This window comes from Lacicoccus alkaliphilus DSM 16010 (genome assembly GCF_900142805.1).
Classification (GTDB): Bacteria; Bacillota; Bacilli; order Staphylococcales; family Salinicoccaceae; genus Lacicoccus; species Lacicoccus alkaliphilus.
On record NZ_FRCF01000002.1, the window covers coordinates 39,890 to 58,319 of the forward strand.

An 18,430-nucleotide genomic window follows, 5' to 3' on the forward strand; every position below is an offset into this window, starting at 1 on the left:
GGAGAGGGTGTTTTATTGTTGGAAAGATCATTCAGACGGGCGTGTGTCTCCCTGTGCTTCTTTTCTCAAATCCTGTTCATTCAGCACTACCGAAATGGCAGCATCCCCGGTGATGTTTACAGCAGTACGCGTCATATCAAGCAGGCGGTCGATACCGAGGATGATGCCGATCGCCGCCGGATCGAGACCCACTGCGGTCAGCACCATAGCGAGCATGACCAGCCCGACCCCCGGCACACCTGCAGTACCTATGCTTGCCACTACAGCGATGACGACGACGGTGATCATCTGAGTGACGGTGAGGTCAACGCCTGTGAGCTGTGCGATGAATACCGTCGCCACACCCTGCATGATGGCTGTGCCATCCATGTTGATCGTCGCGCCGAGCGGCTGGACGAAACTCGATATACTCTTTCTGACACCCAGATTTTTTTGGGCAGTTTCCATTGAAACCGGCAGTGTAGCACTGGACGAGGACGTACTGAAGGCCACACCCATGGCAGGCAGAAAGCCTTTTATGAACCAGAGGAAATTCTTTTTCGCCAAAAATTGGATGGCCGAGCCGTACACGAAGATCAAGTGTATGAATAATGCCAACAGCACACAGACGAAGTACATGCCGAGCTGCTGGATGGCCCCGAAACCGGCTTGTGTGAAGGCCGTCGCCACGAGCCCGAAGGCTCCGATCGCCGCGAAATATTTCATGATGGCCAGGACGATCCACATGATGACTTCGTTGGCTTCTTCAAATATCCGGATCAAACCTTTTGCTTTTTCTCCGACAGCGATGATCCCTATACCGATAAAGACGGCAAAAGCGATTATTTGAAGCATATTTGCCGTAGCCATAGCTTCAATTACATTATTAGGAATGATGTTGATGACCGTCTGGTCGAATGTCTGCTCAACAGCCTCTCCGGTGTCACCCTCAAGTTCCGTCTGGCGGTATTCTTCAACTTCGGGTGAATCGAGAAGGTCGGACTGCCCCTCACCAGGCTGCAGCACGAGAGCGATGATCAGTGCCAAAGTGATTGCAATTGCGGTGGTCGTCAGATAGAAGGCGAGGGTCTTGATGCCAAGCCCACCCAGTTTTTTCGGGTCCCCGACGCCTATGACCCCCAGAACGATTGAAATGAATACAACGGGTACAACCACCATGAAGATCAGGCTAAGGAAAATCTGACCAACAAGGTTGAAGACGTACTGGTCAATCCATTGCACCCATGCCTGTTCCGACATCAGGTTGAATATCGATCCGATGATGATACCAGCAATCAAACCTATGACGATATACAGTGTTAAACGATTACCGACTTTCATATTTCTCCCCCCTAAAATATGATAACGCTTTCAAAAATGTCTGTTCCCCTTTGACTTGAGTGACTGTATAGCAAGATATAAATTTATTATAACAGAAATGACAGAAAATTGAGATAAAATAATAAAAGTTGGTGTTTTTAGGGAGGGTTTTTAAGTAAATCGATTTGAGGTCCTTAAGAGCGGTTCTTAAATCGAAATGGCAGGGCGAAATCATCACTGCCTCAAATCGAAATGAGCGGACAGATTCGATCAGAAGCACCAAAATCACTGCCCCAAATCGAAATGAGAGGACAGATTCGATCAGAAGCACCAAAATCACTGCCCCAAATCGAAATGAGAGGACAGATTCGATCAGAAGCATCAAAATCACTGCCCCAAATCGAAATGAGAGGACAGATTCGATTAGAAGCATTTCCAAGCAGGGTTCAAATCGCCAAACGGCCATGCCGTAACCTGGGCATCATAAAAAGACCTGCACCGGGGTGCAGGTCTCATCATCAGTTGATTTATTCTTCTGAGTCATCATCTTCTGTTTCATTTTCTTCGCTGTCAGCTGCAGACTCTTCTTCACCGTCGTCGGTTTCTTCTGAGTCTGCAAGATAAGTTTCCTCAATATAGGATTCGATTTCATCATTTTCAAAGGAGACATTATATTCGTCAAGCAGTTCCTGGTAGAAAGTCAGGACCTGGCCCGGATCTTCCTGGATCCGCTGGTTGACCATCTGGCTTTTTATAGTTTCAAGCTCTTCGTCAAGGTCTTCCTCATCACCTCTTTGAATGATGTGATAACCAAAATCAGACTCTACAGGTTCGCTTGTCATCTCACCCGTTTCGAGTTCAAAGAGTGCTTCTTCAAATTCCGGCACCATCTGTCCTTCAGTGACAAGGCCGAGTGCACCTTGGTTTGCGGCACTGCCCGGATCGTCGGATTCTTCTTCTGCGACTTCACCGAAGTCCGCGCCGTCTTCGATTTCAGAAATCAGATCTTCAGCTTTTTCTTCAGCTTCTTCATCCGATAGACCATCTTCTTCATCTTCGTCGACGGCTACCAGGATATGTGCGCCTTCAGCTGCATTTTCCATGGCTTCTTCATCTGATATGTCGAATTTTTCTGCAAAGAAGAGGTCATGATATGTACTGGCTATACGCTGTTCTCTATAATTATCTGCTGTCATGCCGGGCTGTTGCTGGGCCATCATCATTTCGAACTGCTCTTCGCCGCCGTATTGCTCCATTTCAGCATCGACCTGTTCGTGGATTTCATCTTCGTCGACTTCATCGCTGTACCTATCCTGTAAAATCTGATCAAGCACAAGCTGGAAGGTCTGGTTCGCAATCTGAGTCGTGCCCATTTCATTCAATATATCATCAACAGTGATCTCTCCTGCATCACTTGTTGCCAATACTTCCCCGTATTCCGTTTCGCCGTTCCCATTATCCGAACTGCTTTCTTCGCCGTTCCCGCATCCTGCGAGTCCGAGAAGACCGAGACCGATAAGAACCGGCATCACTTTTTTCTTCATAGACACGTCTCCTTTAGATATCATACAAGTGATAATATATCATAAAAAAATGACGGAACACAAATGCTAACGTGTCCGCCATCTCTCAATATGAAATTATTTCTTTTTCCTGCTTGTCATGTCACTGGCAGTATCGCTGATTTCCTCTCCGCGGTTCGCAAGGTTATCCACATGATTCTGGATGTTCTCGATATTTGGGTTGATATCCGCCTGGAAGTTGCTGATCATCGTTTTGATTTCGTCACCGAGGCTGGTGAAGACTTCCTGGGATTCATGTTTCGTTTTCAAAAATGAAGATTTGACTTCATTGGCTTCAAGTTTCACCTGGTTCATCTGGGACTTGAAATTCCCTGACTCATCCTTCAAAGATTGCTGTAATTCGGAACCGGATTTCGGAGCATTCAATATGGACACAAGCGCACCGCCCGTCACCCCGACAAGAAAACCGACTGCTATATTCTTCAGCTTCATAATTTGACACGTCCTTTTAGCGAGTTTATATCAATCATTACCCATTAAGGGCGGGTTCTACTCATCAAGCGATTCCAGTTCGGATTTGATGCGGCCTTCCAGTTCCCTGCGCTCATCATCCGAGCCGGGTTCGGAAACCGGATCCCACTTATAATTGAAGCCGTCATATTCATCGTCATATCTCGGGATGATGTGGAAGTGGAGATGGAAAACGGACTGTGAGGCATATGAACCGTTATTTTGAACGACGTTCAGCCCCTTCGGGTTGAATGCGGCACGCAATGCTTTAGAGACTTTGGTCACTGCGGACATCACTTGTGCACCGGTCTCTTCATCCAGGTCGTAGATATTTTCAATCGGACGCTTCGGTATGACGAGTGTATGGCCTTTTGATAAAGGGAATGCATCCATGAAAGCAAGTACCGTCTCGTCTTCATAGACGATGTTTGCAGGTATCTCCCTGTCGGCGATCTGTTCAAAAATTGTTTTATTCATTCATTGTACCTCCGTTGTTTTATTATGATATATTGTATCTTAGCATCAAGTATACAAATAATTTTATTTAAATTAAAGGAAGTCGAATATGGTACTCAATATAGAAAATCTGACAGGGGGTTATTCCAGGACCGCTGTCATCCACGATATCAGCTTCAATATAAAGAGCGGTGAGATCGTCGGCCTGATCGGTTTGAACGGCGCAGGCAAAAGTACGACCATCAAACACATCCTGGGTCTTTTGAACCCGCATGCCGGGCACATTGAAGTGAATGGGACCCGGATCGGGGAGGACACGGAAGAGTACAGGAGGGCGCTTGCCTATATCCCGGAGTCCCCGATACTCTACGAAGAACTGACTTTGAACGAGCATATCAATATGACCGCGATGGCTTACGGCCTGGATGAAGCAACTGCCTGGGAACGTGCGGACAAGCTGTTGAAGATGTTCAGGCTGGAGGAAAAGGGCCGTATGTTCCCCACCCATTTCTCAAAAGGGATGAAGCAGAAAGTGATGCTCATATGTGCATTCATTGTGGAGCCGGACCTGTACATCATCGACGAGCCGTTTCTTGGTCTGGACCCGCTCGGCATAGAGTCATTGATTGAACTGATGGTTTCGGAGAGGGAGGACGGCCGCTCGATTTTGATGAGCACACACATCTTATCCACGGCTGAGCGCTACTGTGACCGCTACGTGATACTTGACGACGGTAAATTGCTGATCTCCGGCACGCTTGATGAACTGAGGACCGGAATGAACATGCCGGGGGCCTCACTCGACGAATTATATCTGTCATTGACTGGGGGCGCACGTTCCAATGAAAGCACCCATTCATAAAAGCAGGATAGAAGATGATATCAGGATCAGGGCGTATTACAGCAAATATATATTCAACAGCCACTTCCTGATTTTCCTGACGATAGCGGGAGGGGTGTTCCTGTATTCACTCCTCGGTATGCTCTCAGCGATGGAGCCTAACATTTATCTCGATATCATAGCAGCACTGCTCATGAGCATCGTGCTGCTGCCGAAGTACCGCTCACTGCTGAAAGAGGCGGATGTGCTGTTCCTGCCGCCGTATGAAAAGTATATGAAGACATATTTCTCATATATGAACCGCTATTCATTCTGGCTCAGCGCCTACCTGCCGATCACCGGATTGATCATTTCACTGCTGCTGCTCCGGGTCGGACATCCGGGATGGGTGATGGTTTTATTTGTGGGCATGTCCGTCCTGCTGTATATCTTCGCATTTTTGATCAGACGGGATGCGGTCAACACACCGATGGACCGGAACAGTGTAATATTGATGCTGATCCTCATTCACTTCATATCACTCTTTTCAATACTGGTGAATCCGTTATTCATTCTTTTGGGCCTTCTGCTGATCGGCGGTTTGTATTTCCTGGTCCAAAAAAAGCAGCATAAGAATCTGGACTGGCCGAAAATCATCGATCATGAAGCTTCAATGAAACAGAAATATTATCAGTATGTGTCGATGTTCACCAATGTCCGCCTGTCGTCAAAGCAGTACAAAAGGAGGAAGTACTTCGACGCGCTGCTGAAGCAGCCGCCACCAGGCCGGTTCAATAAAAACCATATGTATGAATATCTCTTCAGGAGGACTTTTTTAAGGGATGATGATCTGCCGATGATCATTTTAAGGCTGCTGATGATATTCAGCATCGTCATCATATGGGTGGACGCGCCAGTGTTGTCGGTGATCGTGTTGTTATTCGCACTTTATGTCATCGTGCTTCAGATGTCCCAGCTTTACACGGCCCAGGCGTATCTCCTGTGGCCCAAGGTCTGGCCTGTGGAGAGGGAGTACATCCAGGAGAGTTACATCCGTTTTTCCCACAAGGTGATTCTCATGATTGCGCTGCTCCTTGCCGTCATATTCATCTTCCTGCATCCGGTATATTTCTATATTGCTGCAGTGTTCCCTTTATGGGGCTTTGCCTTGAACAGTTATTTCAGTAAAAATGTATATAAAAAAGAAAGATTACTGAGTGATTAAACCCCTCAGTAATCTTCTTTTTCCTCTTCTGGAAGTTCCTCCAGTTTTTCTTCATTCTCTTCAGCAGGCAGGTATATCTTGGAGGCACTGTAGCTGTGGAACATGGCGCCGGCATCACGGAACTTCTTCAGTACCTCGGTTGACAAATAGTCATCGAAGACGGCGGAACTTTTGAAGTCGCTGATTGTCGATTTACCGGGCCATTGGGTGAAGATGATGAAAGTGTCCCTGTCATCTGAATGGCCTATCCGGTATGCAAGGAGACCTTTGACGTCCTGCAGCTTCTGGTTCAAATCCGACAGGTGGCCAAGGATGGAAGCATTACCGCTCCCGGACACAGGTATATATTGCACATAGACGGTATTTTCCTCACTCAGTGGACCCTGGCTGTGTAAAAGTTCATAATCATAGCCCGAAGCAAAAACGGACCTTTCCTCGTCTTCGCCGTACAGCAAGGCTTCATGATCCCTGGCATTCATCATCAGCCGGGGGTCTTTTTCTTTCATTGATGCCATGTATCCCAGTGTCCCTGTTGTAATGTGTAATCTCATTCTGTTCACCTCTCATAATGTCTTGTCATTACTATACCTTCAACTTTGGAAAACTAAACTTGAGGGGGCAAATATCATTTTTTTGTCATTAATCAGTTCGTTATGACATCAAATGTAAGGTATGATAAAATGGTATGGGAAATTATGAGACGGAGGCTTTTGAATTGTTTAATGATACTTTGATTAGAGCGGCAAAAGGTGAGAGAACGGAGCATACCCCGGTATGGTTCATGAGGCAGGTGGGGCGCAGCCAGCCTGAATATATGAAAGTCAAAGAAAAATATTCTTTGATCGAAATCACAAAGCAGCCTGAGCTGACGGCATACTTGACGGCGACGCCCGTCGAGAATTACAACGTGGATGCAGCTGTCCTGTATAAGGATATCATTTCACCGTTGTCACCGATAGGTATCGATGTGGAAATCGTGGCTGGTGTCGGCCCGGTCATCCACAACCCGATCAAGGACATCAACGATGTCGAAAAACTCGGGGAGCTGGATCCTTATAAAGATCTGGGCTATATTTATAAAACAATTGAAATACTGACAAAAGAAAAACTCGATGTACCTTTGATCGGATTCTGCGGTGCGCCGTTTACAGTGGCGAGCTATATGATCGAGGGCGGACCTTCCAAAAATTATCACAAAACGAAACAGATGATGTACAACGCACCTGAAACATGGCATAAGCTGATGAATAAACTCACTGAAATGAGCATCACTTATCTGGATGCACAGATAGAGTCAGGTGCAAGCGTCATCCAGATATTCGATTCATGGGGCGGAGCGATGAGCAGGTCGGTATATGCCGAGAATTTATCGCCTTACATGAACAGGATCGCCGCCCATGTGAGGTCCAAAGGTGTGCCTGTGATCGTATTCGGCATCGGTGCTTCCCACCTCATACCGGAATGGAATACACTGGATGTCGATGTGATCGGCCTTGATTGGCGGACTTCCATCAACGAAGCAAGGGAAATGGGTGTCAAAAAGGCGCTGCAGGGCAATCTTGAACCTGCACTGCTTCTCACCGACTGGGAAATCATCGAAGCGAAAGCGAAAGAGATTGTGACCCAGGGCAACAGGACCGGCCATATATTCAATCTCGGCCACGGTGTCTTCCCTGAAGTGAACCCCGACACGCTTAAGAGATTAACTGAATTCGTTCATACTTACAGTAAAGGATTGTGATTGATGATGACAGAGAAAAAAGGATTATTGGTCATGGCATACGGCACGCCATACAAAGAAGAGGACATCGAGCCTTATTACACGCATATCAGACGTGGCAGACCACCAAGCGCGGAGGCGCTCCAGGACTTGAAGGACCGCTATGAGGCGATCGGCGGGATTTCCCCGCTGGCCGATACGACCAAGAGGCAGGCGGAAGCCTTGCTGGAGCAATACAACGCATCATCGGAAGATGAATATCAGCTCTATCTCGGTTTGAAGCATATCGATCCGTTCATTGAAGATGCGGTCAAACAGATGGCTGAGGACGGCATCAAAGAAGTCGAGACCGTCGTGTTGACACCGCATTATTCCAACTTTTCAGTCGGCACCTACAATCAGCGTGCCAAAGAAGAGTGTGAAAAATACGGCATCGAAATAAAATCAGTCGAATCGTTCTATAAAGAACAGCCATTCCTCGACTACTGGACGGAAGCGGTCAAATCATCATTGAATGAAATCGATGAAGCTGAACACAGCGGGACGGCGATCATAGTGAGTGCGCACAGTCTCCCTGAGAAGATAAAAGAGCAGAACGATCCTTATCCTTCCCAGCTCGAAGAAACTGCACAGATGCTTAAAGCGCAGGCGGACCTGCAGAATGTATTCGTGGGATGGCAGTCGGAAGGCAACACACCGGATCCATGGCTCGGCCCCGACGTGCAGGATCTGACACGTGATCTACATGCGAAACATGGATTCAAACATTTCATCTATCTGCCGCTCGGCTTCGTGTGTGAACACCTTGAAGTGTTATACGACAACGACTATGAGTGTAAAGTGGTGTGTGACGAAGTGGGCGCAGGCTACCACAGACCAGCAATGCCGAACACTGACAAGAGATTCATCCAGGCGATGATCAATCAGCTTGAGTTACTATAGTAAAGAAGGGTTTTAAAATGACGAAAGTTGCTATTATCGGTGCAGGCATCTCAGGGTTGTCTGCAGGCTACTATCTCACCAGGGATTCCGGGGATTTGGAAGTCGACATTTTTGAAAAGGCGGATCATGCAGGCGGCAAGATCAAAACATACCGCAAAGACGGCTATGTCATAGAACTTGGGCCCGAGTCCTATTTGAGCCGTAAGGAAGCGATGACGGACCTGGCTAAAGATATCGGTCTCGAAGAAGATCTGGTAAGGAATGAAACAGGACAGGCATATATTTATTCCCACCACCGTCTACACCCGGTGCCTCCGGGCACCATGCTTGGTGTGCCGACGGAAATCATGCCTTTCCTGACGACAAGCCTGATCTCTTTTTCAGGTAAGCTGCGTGCGCTCCTGGATCTCACGAAAAAGAAGACGCCATTGTACACGGACGTTTCAGCCGGAAGTTTCTTCAGGAACAGGCTGGGTGATGAAGTGCTTGAGAATTTGATAGATCCCCTCTTGTCCGGTGTCTACAGTACGCCGATCGACAAGCTCAGCCTGATGTCGACATACCCCAACTTCAAACATCAGGAACAGAAGTATGGGAGCCTGATCAAAGGCATGATCAAAGCGAAACCGGCCAAAAAGAACACCAGGAAGGTCGGACAGTTCCTCCAGTTTAAGAATGGCCTGGAATCCTTCATCGAAAGGCTGCAGGAGAAGCTGGAATCTCAGGGTGCGAAGCTCCATTTCAACAGTGATATCGAAGCGGTGGACAAGTCCGTTGATGGTTACGAAGTGTCCATCAACGGTGAAGTGAAGCACTATGACCAGATCATCATAACGACCCCCCATTTCCAATATAAGCGCTGGTTCGATGATAAAGAACTGGATTATTTCAAGCATATGCCTGCAACGAGTGTCGCAACGGTCGTCATGTCCTTTGATGCGGATCAGGTGAAGAATGATATTGACGGCACCGGCTTTGTCGTGAGCCGTAATATGGACACGGCCATCACTGCCTGCACCTGGACGAATAAGAAGTGGAAACATTCCACCCCGGAGGGTAAGGTGCTGCTGCGGGCATACGTGGGGAGGCCCGGTGACTTCGTAGTGGAAGAGAAATCGGAAGAAGATATACTGCGCCTGGCCCGTAAGGACCTGGATAAGATCATGGATATCGAAGGGGAGCCGGGGTTGAAAATAGTGACCAGGCTCAAAAACTCGATGCCGAATTATAATATTGGCCACAAAGAGATGATCGACGGTATCCAGGCACATATGCAAGAGGCTTATCCGGGTATTCAGCTGATCGGTGCATCGCACTATGCCGTCGGTCTGCCGGATTGCGTAAAAGGCGGGAAAGAAGCTGCCGGAAATATCCTCTCAGCCCCCCAGTCTTAATGGACGTCATATGACACCTGATTAATATATAATGGTTTCATATCATTCTTATAGGAGGTCATACAGTGAAATTCATATCCAACAACAATATTACAGATCCCATGATCAATCTGGCGATGGAGGAATATATTTTAAGGGAAATTCCAACTGATGATTCATACTTTTTATTCTATGTGAATCAGCCATCCATCATCATAGGCAAAAACCAGAATACAATTGAAGAAATCAATGAGCCATATATTCGTGAACACGGCATCAAAGTCGTACGCCGTGTGTCGGGCGGCGGCGCAGTCTATCATGATGAGGGCAACCTGAATTTCAGTTTCATCACTGAAGATGACGGCGAGAGTTTCCATAACTTCAAACGCTTCACACAGCCGATCGTGGAGGCGCTCCAGGATATGGGCGTTAACGCGGCACTTTCAGGCAGGAATGATATTGAAGTCGACGGCAAAAAAGTCTCGGGAAATGCGATGTTCACCCAAAAGGGCAGGATGTTCTCCCATGGTACGGTCATGCTAGACAGTGATATCAGTGAAGTGCAGAATGCATTGAAAGTGAATCCTAAAAAGATTGAATCCAAGGGTGTCAAGTCAGTCAGTGCCAGGGTGGGGAACATCAATGACTTCCTGGATGAAAAAATTGATATAGAGGAATTCAAACGCCGTATATTGATCAAAATATTCGGTTCTCCGGATGAAGTTGAAGAATATGAGCTGACAGATGAGGACTGGGAAAAGATAAACAAATTATCGGAAGAGAAGTACCAGACATGGGAATGGAATTATGGCAGAAATCCAAAGTATAATTTCAATGCCTCCCATAAATTCCCGGCAGGCCTGCTGGATGTGAGATTCGATGTCAGACAGGGCAGGATAGCACAGGCTAAGATATTCGGGGATTTCTTCGGTGTCGGTGAAGTGGTGGATATCGAGGAGAAACTTGAAGGTGTCGAGCACAGCTATGAGGCAATCGACCATGCCCTGCGAGATGTCGATATCAGCCATTACCTCGGAAGGATCACAAGAGAAGAGTTCCTGGAACTTGTCGTATAAATAAAATGAGCTGACTTTACTTATGTATATGGATTATACAGAGTAAAGTCAGCTATTTTTTGTTGAATGGTGTATTTTATTCTTCATCTTCAGTGATCTCTCTCAATAATGTAGTGTAGGTGTTGAATTTCTCTTCGTCTTTTTCGAGCAATGCTTCTTCGACTTTTTCTTTGTAAAGCTTGGTGTTGAAATCATCAAGAGCTTCTTGAAGCAGGATGTCAGCAGAAAGGTCATTGATCGTATTGATGAAAACTCTCAACTGGTTAACCGGGTACACTTGCTTACTCATTATATTCCGCCCCCTTATTTTATCTTGTATAAAATTATAAACCGTGTGTATAATATTGTCAAATGCGTTTTGAATATTTAGATAATTAAATATTGTAAAAATACCCTAAAGAAACTGTATTGAAAATTTAATATATATAGTTATTAAAAGTTAACAATTAAGTTAACATATGTTATATTAAATTTATCATAAATAAAGGGGCATGGCAATGAAACAATACTATCACATTCATGATGAGACCATGTATATGTTATCTGTAGAGAATAAGGGACTGACGGAAACAAGGATAGGGGAGTTGTTCGGAAGTGAAAGCACGGCCTGCATAGCAACACCGAATAAGATTATGGAGAGAAACTGCAAGCAGTATTCACAAAGTTATCCCGCCCGCAAAGAGCTGACGAAGAAGTTGACAGGTCTGAGTGCTAAAGTCCCTGTCATCATTGATTTGTTTGGATCGATCATTTTCTTTTGCACACATTCGGACAGGGTGAACGAGAACAACTGGTTCAATATCAAGCATATCCATTCCTACCGGAATTATAATGGCAATACGCGGGTGAGGTTCAATAACAATGAAGAAATCGAAGTCGATATATCCTTTACTTCCTTCAATAATCAATACCTTAATGCCTTGAAGCTCCATTACAAGTTCAATTTGGAAAAAGAGAAATATGAATACAATGAAATGGCGAAATATAAAAACAACAGTGCCGGTTATCATATGGACGGGGCGGGGGACAAAGTCAGTGATGTTTCATATAAAGCCTACCTGCAACATCTAAGTGACAGCAAGCGGCATAAAGTGGACCGTATTACATAAACGACGTATAATGAAGACAAAACTACAGGAGTGAACAATCATGCCATTCGTAAGAATCCAGCTGAAAGAAGGCCGTACGGCCGAACAGAAGGAAGCACTCGCAAAAGAGATCGTCAAAACGATGGACGCGACAAAATTTGCACCGAAAGACAGCGTAAAGGTGATTTTTGAAGAAATGAAAGCGGAAGACTTCCATTCCGGTCAGGATATGTAACAGGCCCCCCTCAAAATGAGGGGGTTCTTCAATGAAGAGGGCAGTCATACTCGCTCTCATTACGTCGCGACACCGATGGACGTATTTTCGTATTGTGGATCCGTTAATGCCCTGACTATGAAGTGTGCCACATCCGCCCGTGGAATCGTCCTGGATTTTTCGGGGACACCTGATTGTGCCTCCCTGTACTCACCCGTAAAATCCTTATCCGTCAAACCCATCGGCCTGACGATCGTGAACTCAAGATCGTTTGAACGGATATGACCGACCGCTTTCCGATGATCGGCCAGAACATTCTTCAGAAGTTTCATGATCAATTTCCCGCTGATGCCGGATATCTCCTGCTCAACCCCTGCTGAAGCGGTGTAAACGATGCGCTTCACATGATGTTCCTGCATGCCGTCTACAATATTTTTAGCCATCTCTTCAAGTTCTGAAGACTTTTTCATTCCTTTATTTGATCCGAGGTATGACACTACAGCATCATTTCCTGCAATGGCTGCAGCGACTTCATCCTTATTGAAGGCATCTCCCCTGATGATTGTCAGTTGTTCATCCGACACATCCAATTTTGATGGTGTGCGGGCAAACGCAGTGACGTCAAACCCCTTTTCCAGCGCCTGCTCAACTACACTTCTACCCACGCCGCCCGTTGCACCGAATACTATAATCTTCATAATCATCCCCCTTTATAGATTTTGTATATCAACCGTCAATATACCGGTGGTGTCTTTGATCAGCTCGTAGATCTCAGTGGTGGACTGACTTTCCGGCACCAATAACCTTAAATCGATCTTTTGGCTGCCGTCTTCGAAACTCTTCACTTTAACATCTAAAATTGTAATGTCTTTACTTTCCTTTTGGTTCATCTCATGGAATTTTTCCTCAACTGTGTCTAGTACATTTGTGATCCTTAAATTTTTATCGATACTCATTTTGATGGAAATTTCTTTAGTCTGTAGTTTCTCTGGGCCAATCAATTTAAAGAATCTGGGGATGAAATTCACTGCAATGATCAGCAGAAGCACTGCAAATGCAGCTTCCAGATAAAACCCGGCGCCTACCGCAATACCCAGACCTGAAGCTGCCCAGATTAAAGCTGCACTGGTCAACCCTGAAATCACATCATTTTTTCTGTGGAGGATGACGCCTGCACCCAGGAAACCGACGCCGCTTACAATCTGTGCTGCCAGACGCATAGGGTCGATCGCGTTATAAGTGGCAGAGGCATGCTGCTCAAACGACTGGATGGAGACGATTGTGACCAAACAGCTTGCTATACTGATCACCGAGCAGGTCTTAAGGCCAAGCGGTTTGTTTTTAAGTTTCCTGTCTATACCGATCAGCATGCCAAAAACCAACGCAAGACTTAATTTCACTATGAATTCAATTTCAAAAGCCATATTCTTACCTCCTCCCGTAATGCAGCAACCAGAATGAACATGGGTGGGTGAGTTCAAATTATTATAACACTCCAATAATTAAGGGTGCAAAATGTAACCGACCATAAAATTGAAATTGGGCTAATAAAATTTATATATGGGCTGGCAGTGAGCGGAGCGCATAATCTTATACGTGTCAACTTCTTTGGACCGGAATTCCCTGTCTCGAAGAAGACTTTTTACATTGACAAAGAATTATCTGAAATCTATACTACTGTTAACAGTTAACACAATTGGGGTGAATTTCAATGAAGATATCCAAACCCGTACCTTTGTACATGCAGGTCTATGATTCGCTTAAAGCGGACATCATCAAAGGCACGCTGAAGCCTGGGGAACGCATCAATGAAGTGCAGTTGTCCCAGCAGCTCGATGTCAGCAGGGGGCCGGTGAGGGAATCAATCAGCAAACTGGAACAGGACGGGCTCATACTCAGAAATAAGAGGAATGCTCTTGAGGTCTATACGCCCAATCTTGAGGATTTGAAGGAAATCTATGAATGCCGGATGGCCCTTGAATCGATGGCGGCTGAGAAAGCAGCTCGATTCATCACTGGAACAGAGGTGGAGGTCCTTGAGGATCTCCTCAGCCGCTCACTAGAAATCGTCAATTCGAAAGAAGATGCAGGTGAAACGACGGTGCTTTTCCTGGAATTGAACAGCGAATTCCATAATACCATCATTGGAATCAGCGGTAATAAAAGGCTGATGGCTCAGATCGACCAGCTTAAAAGTCTGACGAAATTATACAGGAAATATAATATTCATGACCGGGAACGGCGGAGAACCGCACATTTGCAGCATAATGAAATATTCCAGGCGTTGAAGGATGAAGAGGCAGACAAGGCGCGCGAAATGATGTCGGTCCATATTAAATATGATATGGAAAGCCTGTCTGATTTATTCGTAGGCAAAGCATAAAATTTTAGGGTGATCTGTCAAAAATAAACAGCATGAAAATAATTTTGTGGGGTGCATGAAATGTTTGATGAAAAATCTAAAGAATTATTGAGCGGGCTGCGTGTTCTGGAGATGGGTTCGCTGATTGCCGGACCTTTTGCAGGACGCCTGTTCGCCGACTTCGGTGCCGAAGTCATCAAAGTGGAGACGCCGGGTTCGGGCGACCCGATCCGTAAATGGCGGATGATGCATGAAGATACTTCGCTGTGGTGGTATGTGCAGTCCCGCAATAAGAAGTCGGTGACGGTGGACCTGAAATCGGAAGAAGGTCAGGACATCATCAGGGACATCATAAAGGATACGGATATATTGATTGAGAACTTCCGCCCGGGGAAACTCGAAGAGTGGGGCCTCGGTTATGAGGATTTAAAGAAAATCAACCCTGGAATCATCATGGTCAGGATATCCGGTTACGGACAGGACGGCCCTTACAGTAATAAGCCCGGTTTCGGCAGTGTCGGCGAGTCGATCGGCGGCATACGGAATGTCACGGGTTATGAGGACAGGCCACCGGTCAGGGTGGGCATCAGCCTGGGTGATTCAATTTCTTCATTATATGCGGTCATCAGTGCGATGATGGCGGTATACAACAGGGATGTCGCAGGTACAGGCACCGGACAGTTCATTGATGTGGCTTTGTATGAAGCGGTCTTCAGCCTGATGGAGAGCATGGTGCCGGAGTATGACCATTACAATTTCATCAGGGAAAGGACAGGCAGCGCTCTGCCGGGCATAGTACCTTCAAATACATATCAATGTAAGGACGGGAAGTATATCGTCATCGGCGGAAACGGCGACAGCATTTTCAAACGGCTGATGACGGCCATCGGCAGGGAAGATATCAGGGATGACGTCAAATACGCCTCCAACGATGACCGGGCAAAATATCCGGAACACCTCGATGGCGTCATCTCGGAATGGACATTGCAGTACACACTCTCGGAAGCCCAGCAGAAGCTGGATGAATTTGATGTGCCGAACGGACCGATATACAGCATCGCCGATATTTTTGAGGATGTACATTATCAGGCCAGGGGCATGATTGAAGATGTGGAAGTGGATGGCCTCGGGCAGTTGAAGATGCCCGGCATCATGCCGAAATTCTCCGAAACCCCAGGCGAGATCAAATGGGCGGGCCCGAAGCTCGGGGAGCATAATGACGAAGTCTACCGGGACCTGCTGAACTATTCCGAGGACCAAATGGAATATCTGAAAAAGAATGGAATCATTTAATGAGGAGTGAAAACACATGCCCATACACATTCAGGAAGTCATACCGCGTGACGGCTTCCAGATGGAAAAAAAATTCATACCGACGGAAGATAAGATAAACATCATCAATAAGATCAGCAGGACGGGTGTCTCCAAGATTGAAGTGACTTCATTCGTCTCCCCGAAAGCCGTCCCGCAGTTGAGCGATGCTGAAGAGGTCGCCAAAAACATCGAAAGAAATAAAGATGTCACCTATGTGGGGCTTGTGGCGAACCTGCGCGGTGCCGAGCGGGCAATGAATGCAGATTTGGATGAAATCAACCTGGTGATGTCAGCGAGTGCAAGCCACAATAAAAAGAACGTCAACAAGACGCATGAAGAATCCCTGGAGGGATTCTCGAAAATAGCGGCGCACATTAAAGGGAGCGGCATCAAAATCAATGGCACGGTTGCGACTGCGTTCGGCTGCCCATTTGAAGGTGCCATTTCAGAAAAAGCCGTGATGGGTTTTATTAGAAAATACATCGACCTCGGCATGGACAGCATCACGTTGGCGGACACGACCGGGATGGCCAACCCCAGCCAGATCAAGAGATTTGCTGCAGAGGTGAAGGATTACGCCGGTGAGATACCGTTGACCCTGCATCTCCATGACACACGCGGTATGGGCCTCGCCAATCTGATCGCAGGCATGGAAGCGGGCGTGACCCGCTTCGACTCCGCCATCGGCGGCATCGGCGGCTGCCCCTTTGCACCGGGGGCCAGCGGCAACATCTGTACGGAAGATGTGGTCCATATGTTTGGTGAAATGGGCATCTCCCATACAGCCGACCTGGATCAACTGATATCGATCTCAAAAGAACTGCCGGATATCATCGGAAGATCGGACTATCCCGGACAGGTTGTGAAAGCAGGCAAGGTGTCCGACCTTCACGAGTTCTGAATCATCATAAAAAACGATCTCCCCGGAGGAGGGGTGCCGATGCGTGGGATTTTTCCATATGTCATGGTTAAAATCATGCAGTGGGGGATATTGATTATAAAGAGGCACACCGGCTTTCGATGCCCTCAATAGTAGTGAAGGGGATGGTATGATGCCCGATAAAAACCGAAGTGAGGATACGGAATACATCATCGACAGGATAAGGAACCGCGAAAAGAAAAGAGCTGAAAACAAAGTTGAGAAACGGAAGTCCGGAGGACGGGATTCAAAGGATGGGTTTTCAGTGAACAAGCAGGATAGCAGCGGTGGGAATGAAGAGATACCGGATATGGAGCTCGGGTGTTATTTCTTCTTCATATTGCCCTTCATCGCATCCATATTATTCCTGATCATTTTGATTGCTTTGTTGAGATGACCGTGCTTTTCCGCCTGTGCCGGTTCAGCGCCTTGGATGGAAAGGTGCCGGGGGCTTGAGGAATGAAAAGCTGAATGAGACCCGGTATTCGGAGATAAAGGAGGATGTTTCCATGATCATAGATGTTTCCCATCATCAGTCATCGAAAAATATTGACTATGCAACACTATCCAGGCATGTGGATCATGCGATCATCAGAACTATGGATGCCGACGTGATCGACAGGGAATATGAGATGCACCATAGGAAGTTCAGGGCGCAGGGCATCCCGACCGCAGCCTATGCATTTGTCCGCGGGCAGAATGACACCCATATGATTAACGAAGCGAAAATGTTCTGGGACAGGACAAAAGAACTGGAGCCGACTTTCTGGTGGCTGGATGTGGAAGCGGTCACTCATCCGGATATGAGGGCGGGTGTCAGCATATATGTGAATGAAATGCGCAAGCACGGTGCTGAAAAAGTCGGCCTCTACATCGCCCATCATTTGTATGAGCGGTTGAACCTGGATACCGGTGAAGCGGATGCCGTATGGATTCCGCATTACGGATCCGGCAGCCCGGCACCGGACAGTACGCCGAAATTCCCGGCTGATATCCATCAATATACCGACCGGGGGAGGCTCCCCGGTCATGAAGGTGATCTTGATTTAAACAGGATCATAGGTGATAAGCCGCTTGAATATTTTACAGGGAAATGACGATTGCATGAAAATGAAACCACCTGGGTGTGCAGATGGAGTAAAACATCTGTACGCTCAGGTGGTCTTTAATGTTTCTGACTGCTCTGTTGTTACATTTGCAACAGGTGAGTTGGTCTCCTCGCCCGTTAAGAGGAATGCCAATGCAAACATAATGATGATCAGAATCAGTGAAGCCACAATCAGTAATGCGCTCAATACACCTGTTTTCCTGGCCGGTCTGTTTTTGACTGCCCTGTAAATCAAAATGCCGAGTAAGACGATGCCGGCAATGAAACTGACAAGCGCTAAAATACCGAAGACCAAAGCAATCAGTGCAATTATAAATTCCATATTAAAAACTCCCCCGATTATACTTAATGCAATTATACATCAAGAAGGGAGAGGATAAAAATTTATATATAAAATGATCATACCGGTATCGAAAGAATACTATCATTCTATGGCAATTTATGGCCGGCCCCTTTATAGATGCAGTGCCATAATAATGTT

At 46.5% G+C, this 18,430-nt stretch carries 22 protein-coding genes; 13 read left to right on the plus strand and 9 right to left on the minus strand.

Going from position 1 to position 18,430, the window contains the following annotated elements; translation table 11 throughout:
* Positions 1 to 27 precede the first annotated feature (27 nt).
* From BUA12_RS00305 to BUA12_RS00325, 4 genes are all read right to left on the minus strand, one after another.
* Complete coding sequence (locus tag BUA12_RS00305; protein ID WP_072707228.1) at positions 28 to 1,320, minus strand: dicarboxylate/amino acid:cation symporter; 1,293 nt, start codon at positions 1,318 to 1,320, stop codon at positions 28 to 30.
* Between the two features lie 506 nt (positions 1,321 to 1,826).
* On the minus strand, positions 1,827 to 2,843 hold the full coding sequence (locus BUA12_RS00315) for a peptidylprolyl isomerase (RefSeq protein WP_072707230.1): 1,017 nt from the start codon (positions 2,841 to 2,843) through the stop codon (positions 1,827 to 1,829).
* A gap of 96 nt (positions 2,844 to 2,939) precedes the next feature.
* Positions 2,940 to 3,314, minus strand: a complete 375-nt coding sequence (locus BUA12_RS00320; RefSeq protein WP_072707231.1) for a YtxH domain-containing protein — start codon at positions 3,312 to 3,314, stop codon at positions 2,940 to 2,942.
* Between the two features lie 57 nt (positions 3,315 to 3,371).
* The gene (locus BUA12_RS00325) at positions 3,372 to 3,809 is read right to left on the minus strand and encodes an HIT family protein (RefSeq protein WP_072707232.1); all 438 of its coding nucleotides are present in this window, start codon (positions 3,807 to 3,809) and stop codon (positions 3,372 to 3,374) included.
* An 88-nt stretch (positions 3,810 to 3,897) separates the two neighbouring features.
* Here BUA12_RS00325 and BUA12_RS00330 point away from each other — a divergent pair, with 88 nt between their 5' ends.
* Positions 3,898 to 4,650, plus strand: a complete 753-nt coding sequence (locus BUA12_RS00330) for an ABC transporter ATP-binding protein (RefSeq protein WP_072707233.1) — start codon at positions 3,898 to 3,900, stop codon at positions 4,648 to 4,650.
* A complete protein-coding gene (locus BUA12_RS00335) occupies positions 4,631 to 5,833 on the plus strand; it encodes an ABC transporter permease (protein ID WP_072707234.1) in 1,203 nt (400 codons plus the stop codon). Before BUA12_RS00330 ends, BUA12_RS00335 begins: the two co-directional genes overlap by 20 nt.
* A gap of 5 nt (positions 5,834 to 5,838) precedes the next feature.
* On the opposite strand, the gene BUA12_RS00340 is transcribed toward BUA12_RS00335, so the two are convergent.
* On the minus strand, positions 5,839 to 6,384 hold the full coding sequence (locus BUA12_RS00340; RefSeq protein ID WP_072707235.1) for a hypothetical protein: 546 nt from the start codon (positions 6,382 to 6,384) through the stop codon (positions 5,839 to 5,841).
* A gap of 164 nt (positions 6,385 to 6,548) precedes the next feature.
* Between BUA12_RS00340 and hemE the strand changes: the two genes are divergently transcribed.
* The 4 genes from hemE to lplA all read left to right on the plus strand — a co-directional run bounded on the left by hemE (position 6,549) and on the right by lplA (position 10,944).
* On the plus strand, positions 6,549 to 7,574 hold the full coding sequence (hemE, locus tag BUA12_RS00345) for a uroporphyrinogen decarboxylase (protein WP_072708815.1): 1,026 nt from the start codon (positions 6,549 to 6,551) through the stop codon (positions 7,572 to 7,574).
* Between the two features lie 6 nt (positions 7,575 to 7,580).
* Positions 7,581 to 8,495 carry a ferrochelatase gene (hemH, locus tag BUA12_RS00350; RefSeq protein WP_072708817.1) on the plus strand — a complete coding sequence of 305 codons (915 nt, stop codon included), beginning with the start codon at positions 7,581 to 7,583 and terminating at the stop codon, positions 8,493 to 8,495.
* Between the two features lie 17 nt (positions 8,496 to 8,512).
* Complete coding sequence (gene hemY / locus BUA12_RS00355; RefSeq protein ID WP_072707236.1) at positions 8,513 to 9,889, plus strand: protoporphyrinogen oxidase; 1,377 nt, start codon at positions 8,513 to 8,515, stop codon at positions 9,887 to 9,889.
* 65 nt (positions 9,890 to 9,954) lie between these two features.
* Positions 9,955 to 10,944, plus strand: coding sequence for a lipoate--protein ligase (gene lplA / locus BUA12_RS00360; RefSeq protein WP_072707237.1), 990 nt, complete (start codon positions 9,955 to 9,957; stop codon positions 10,942 to 10,944).
* Between the two features lie 76 nt (positions 10,945 to 11,020).
* On the opposite strand, the gene BUA12_RS00365 is transcribed toward lplA, so the two are convergent.
* The gene (locus BUA12_RS00365) at positions 11,021 to 11,233 is read right to left on the minus strand and encodes a hypothetical protein (protein WP_072707238.1); all 213 of its coding nucleotides are present in this window, start codon (positions 11,231 to 11,233) and stop codon (positions 11,021 to 11,023) included.
* A 208-nt stretch (positions 11,234 to 11,441) separates the two neighbouring features.
* Here BUA12_RS00365 and BUA12_RS00370 point away from each other — a divergent pair, with 208 nt between their 5' ends.
* Positions 11,442 to 12,053, plus strand: a complete 612-nt coding sequence (locus BUA12_RS00370) for a competence protein ComK (protein WP_072707239.1) — start codon at positions 11,442 to 11,444, stop codon at positions 12,051 to 12,053.
* A 40-nt stretch (positions 12,054 to 12,093) separates the two neighbouring features.
* Positions 12,094 to 12,267: a tautomerase family protein gene (locus BUA12_RS00375; RefSeq protein ID WP_072707241.1), complete on the plus strand. Its 174-nt coding sequence runs from the start codon at positions 12,094 to 12,096 to the stop codon at positions 12,265 to 12,267.
* A gap of 59 nt (positions 12,268 to 12,326) precedes the next feature.
* On the opposite strand, the gene BUA12_RS00380 is transcribed toward BUA12_RS00375, so the two are convergent.
* Positions 12,327 to 12,944 (minus strand): NAD(P)-dependent oxidoreductase, encoded by a 618-nt coding sequence (locus BUA12_RS00380; protein ID WP_072707243.1) that lies wholly within the window; start codon positions 12,942 to 12,944, stop codon positions 12,327 to 12,329.
* Between the two features lie 12 nt (positions 12,945 to 12,956).
* On the minus strand, positions 12,957 to 13,670 hold the full coding sequence (locus tag BUA12_RS00385) for an MgtC/SapB family protein (RefSeq protein ID WP_072707245.1): 714 nt from the start codon (positions 13,668 to 13,670) through the stop codon (positions 12,957 to 12,959).
* Positions 13,671 to 13,957: 287 nt separating this feature from the next.
* Between BUA12_RS00385 and BUA12_RS00390 the strand changes: the two genes are divergently transcribed.
* The 5 genes from BUA12_RS00390 to BUA12_RS00410 all read left to right on the plus strand — a co-directional run bounded on the left by BUA12_RS00390 (position 13,958) and on the right by BUA12_RS00410 (position 17,938).
* The gene (locus BUA12_RS00390; protein WP_072707247.1) at positions 13,958 to 14,629 is read left to right on the plus strand and encodes a GntR family transcriptional regulator; all 672 of its coding nucleotides are present in this window, start codon (positions 13,958 to 13,960) and stop codon (positions 14,627 to 14,629) included.
* A gap of 60 nt (positions 14,630 to 14,689) precedes the next feature.
* Positions 14,690 to 15,901 carry a CaiB/BaiF CoA transferase family protein gene (locus BUA12_RS00395; RefSeq protein ID WP_072707249.1) on the plus strand — a complete coding sequence of 404 codons (1,212 nt, stop codon included), beginning with the start codon at positions 14,690 to 14,692 and terminating at the stop codon, positions 15,899 to 15,901.
* Between the two features lie 16 nt (positions 15,902 to 15,917).
* A complete protein-coding gene (locus tag BUA12_RS00400) occupies positions 15,918 to 16,823 on the plus strand; it encodes a hydroxymethylglutaryl-CoA lyase (RefSeq protein ID WP_072707251.1) in 906 nt (301 codons plus the stop codon).
* A gap of 151 nt (positions 16,824 to 16,974) precedes the next feature.
* Positions 16,975 to 17,238, plus strand: coding sequence for a hypothetical protein (locus BUA12_RS00405; protein ID WP_072707253.1), 264 nt, complete (start codon positions 16,975 to 16,977; stop codon positions 17,236 to 17,238).
* Positions 17,239 to 17,350: 112 nt separating this feature from the next.
* Positions 17,351 to 17,938, plus strand: coding sequence for a GH25 family lysozyme (locus BUA12_RS00410; RefSeq protein ID WP_143146056.1), 588 nt, complete (start codon positions 17,351 to 17,353; stop codon positions 17,936 to 17,938).
* A gap of 57 nt (positions 17,939 to 17,995) precedes the next feature.
* Here BUA12_RS00410 and BUA12_RS00415 read toward each other — a convergent pair whose 3' ends face one another.
* Positions 17,996 to 18,271 (minus strand): hypothetical protein, encoded by a 276-nt coding sequence (locus BUA12_RS00415; RefSeq protein WP_072707257.1) that lies wholly within the window; start codon positions 18,269 to 18,271, stop codon positions 17,996 to 17,998.
* Between the last annotated feature and the right edge of the window lie 159 nt (positions 18,272 to 18,430).

Coding starts and splice junctions, on each gene's coding strand:
- BUA12_RS00340 (WP_072707235.1), bottom strand. CDS start 6,384: ATGAGATTACACATTACAACAGGGACACTGGGATACATGGCATCAATG.
- BUA12_RS00320 (WP_072707231.1), bottom strand. CDS start 3,314: ATGAAGCTGAAGAATATAGCAGTCGGTTTTCTTGTCGGGGTGACGGGC.
- BUA12_RS00315 (WP_072707230.1), bottom strand. CDS start 2,843: ATGAAGAAAAAAGTGATGCCGGTTCTTATCGGTCTCGGTCTTCTCGGA.
- hemH (WP_072708817.1), top strand. CDS start 7,581: ATGACAGAGAAAAAAGGATTATTGGTCATGGCATACGGCACGCCATAC.
- BUA12_RS00405 (WP_072707253.1), top strand. CDS start 16,975: ATGCCCGATAAAAACCGAAGTGAGGATACGGAATACATCATCGACAGG.
- BUA12_RS00395 (WP_072707249.1), top strand. CDS start 14,690: ATGTTTGATGAAAAATCTAAAGAATTATTGAGCGGGCTGCGTGTTCTG.
- BUA12_RS00415 (WP_072707257.1), bottom strand. CDS start 18,271: ATGGAATTTATAATTGCACTGATTGCTTTGGTCTTCGGTATTTTAGCG.
- BUA12_RS00385 (WP_072707245.1), bottom strand. CDS start 13,670: ATGGCTTTTGAAATTGAATTCATAGTGAAATTAAGTCTTGCGTTGGTT.
- BUA12_RS00400 (WP_072707251.1), top strand. CDS start 15,918: ATGCCCATACACATTCAGGAAGTCATACCGCGTGACGGCTTCCAGATG.
- hemY (WP_072707236.1), top strand. CDS start 8,513: ATGACGAAAGTTGCTATTATCGGTGCAGGCATCTCAGGGTTGTCTGCA.
- BUA12_RS00375 (WP_072707241.1), top strand. CDS start 12,094: ATGCCATTCGTAAGAATCCAGCTGAAAGAAGGCCGTACGGCCGAACAG.
- BUA12_RS00330 (WP_072707233.1), top strand. CDS start 3,898: ATGGTACTCAATATAGAAAATCTGACAGGGGGTTATTCCAGGACCGCT.
- BUA12_RS00335 (WP_072707234.1), top strand. CDS start 4,631: ATGAAAGCACCCATTCATAAAAGCAGGATAGAAGATGATATCAGGATC.
- BUA12_RS00380 (WP_072707243.1), bottom strand. CDS start 12,944: ATGAAGATTATAGTATTCGGTGCAACGGGCGGCGTGGGTAGAAGTGTA.
- BUA12_RS00390 (WP_072707247.1), top strand. CDS start 13,958: ATGAAGATATCCAAACCCGTACCTTTGTACATGCAGGTCTATGATTCG.
- BUA12_RS00410 (WP_143146056.1), top strand. CDS start 17,351: ATGATCATAGATGTTTCCCATCATCAGTCATCGAAAAATATTGACTAT.
- BUA12_RS00325 (WP_072707232.1), bottom strand. CDS start 3,809: ATGAATAAAACAATTTTTGAACAGATCGCCGACAGGGAGATACCTGCA.
- BUA12_RS00370 (WP_072707239.1), top strand. CDS start 11,442: ATGAAACAATACTATCACATTCATGATGAGACCATGTATATGTTATCT.
- BUA12_RS00305 (WP_072707228.1), bottom strand. CDS start 1,320: ATGAAAGTCGGTAATCGTTTAACACTGTATATCGTCATAGGTTTGATT.
- BUA12_RS00365 (WP_072707238.1), bottom strand. CDS start 11,233: ATGAGTAAGCAAGTGTACCCGGTTAACCAGTTGAGAGTTTTCATCAAT.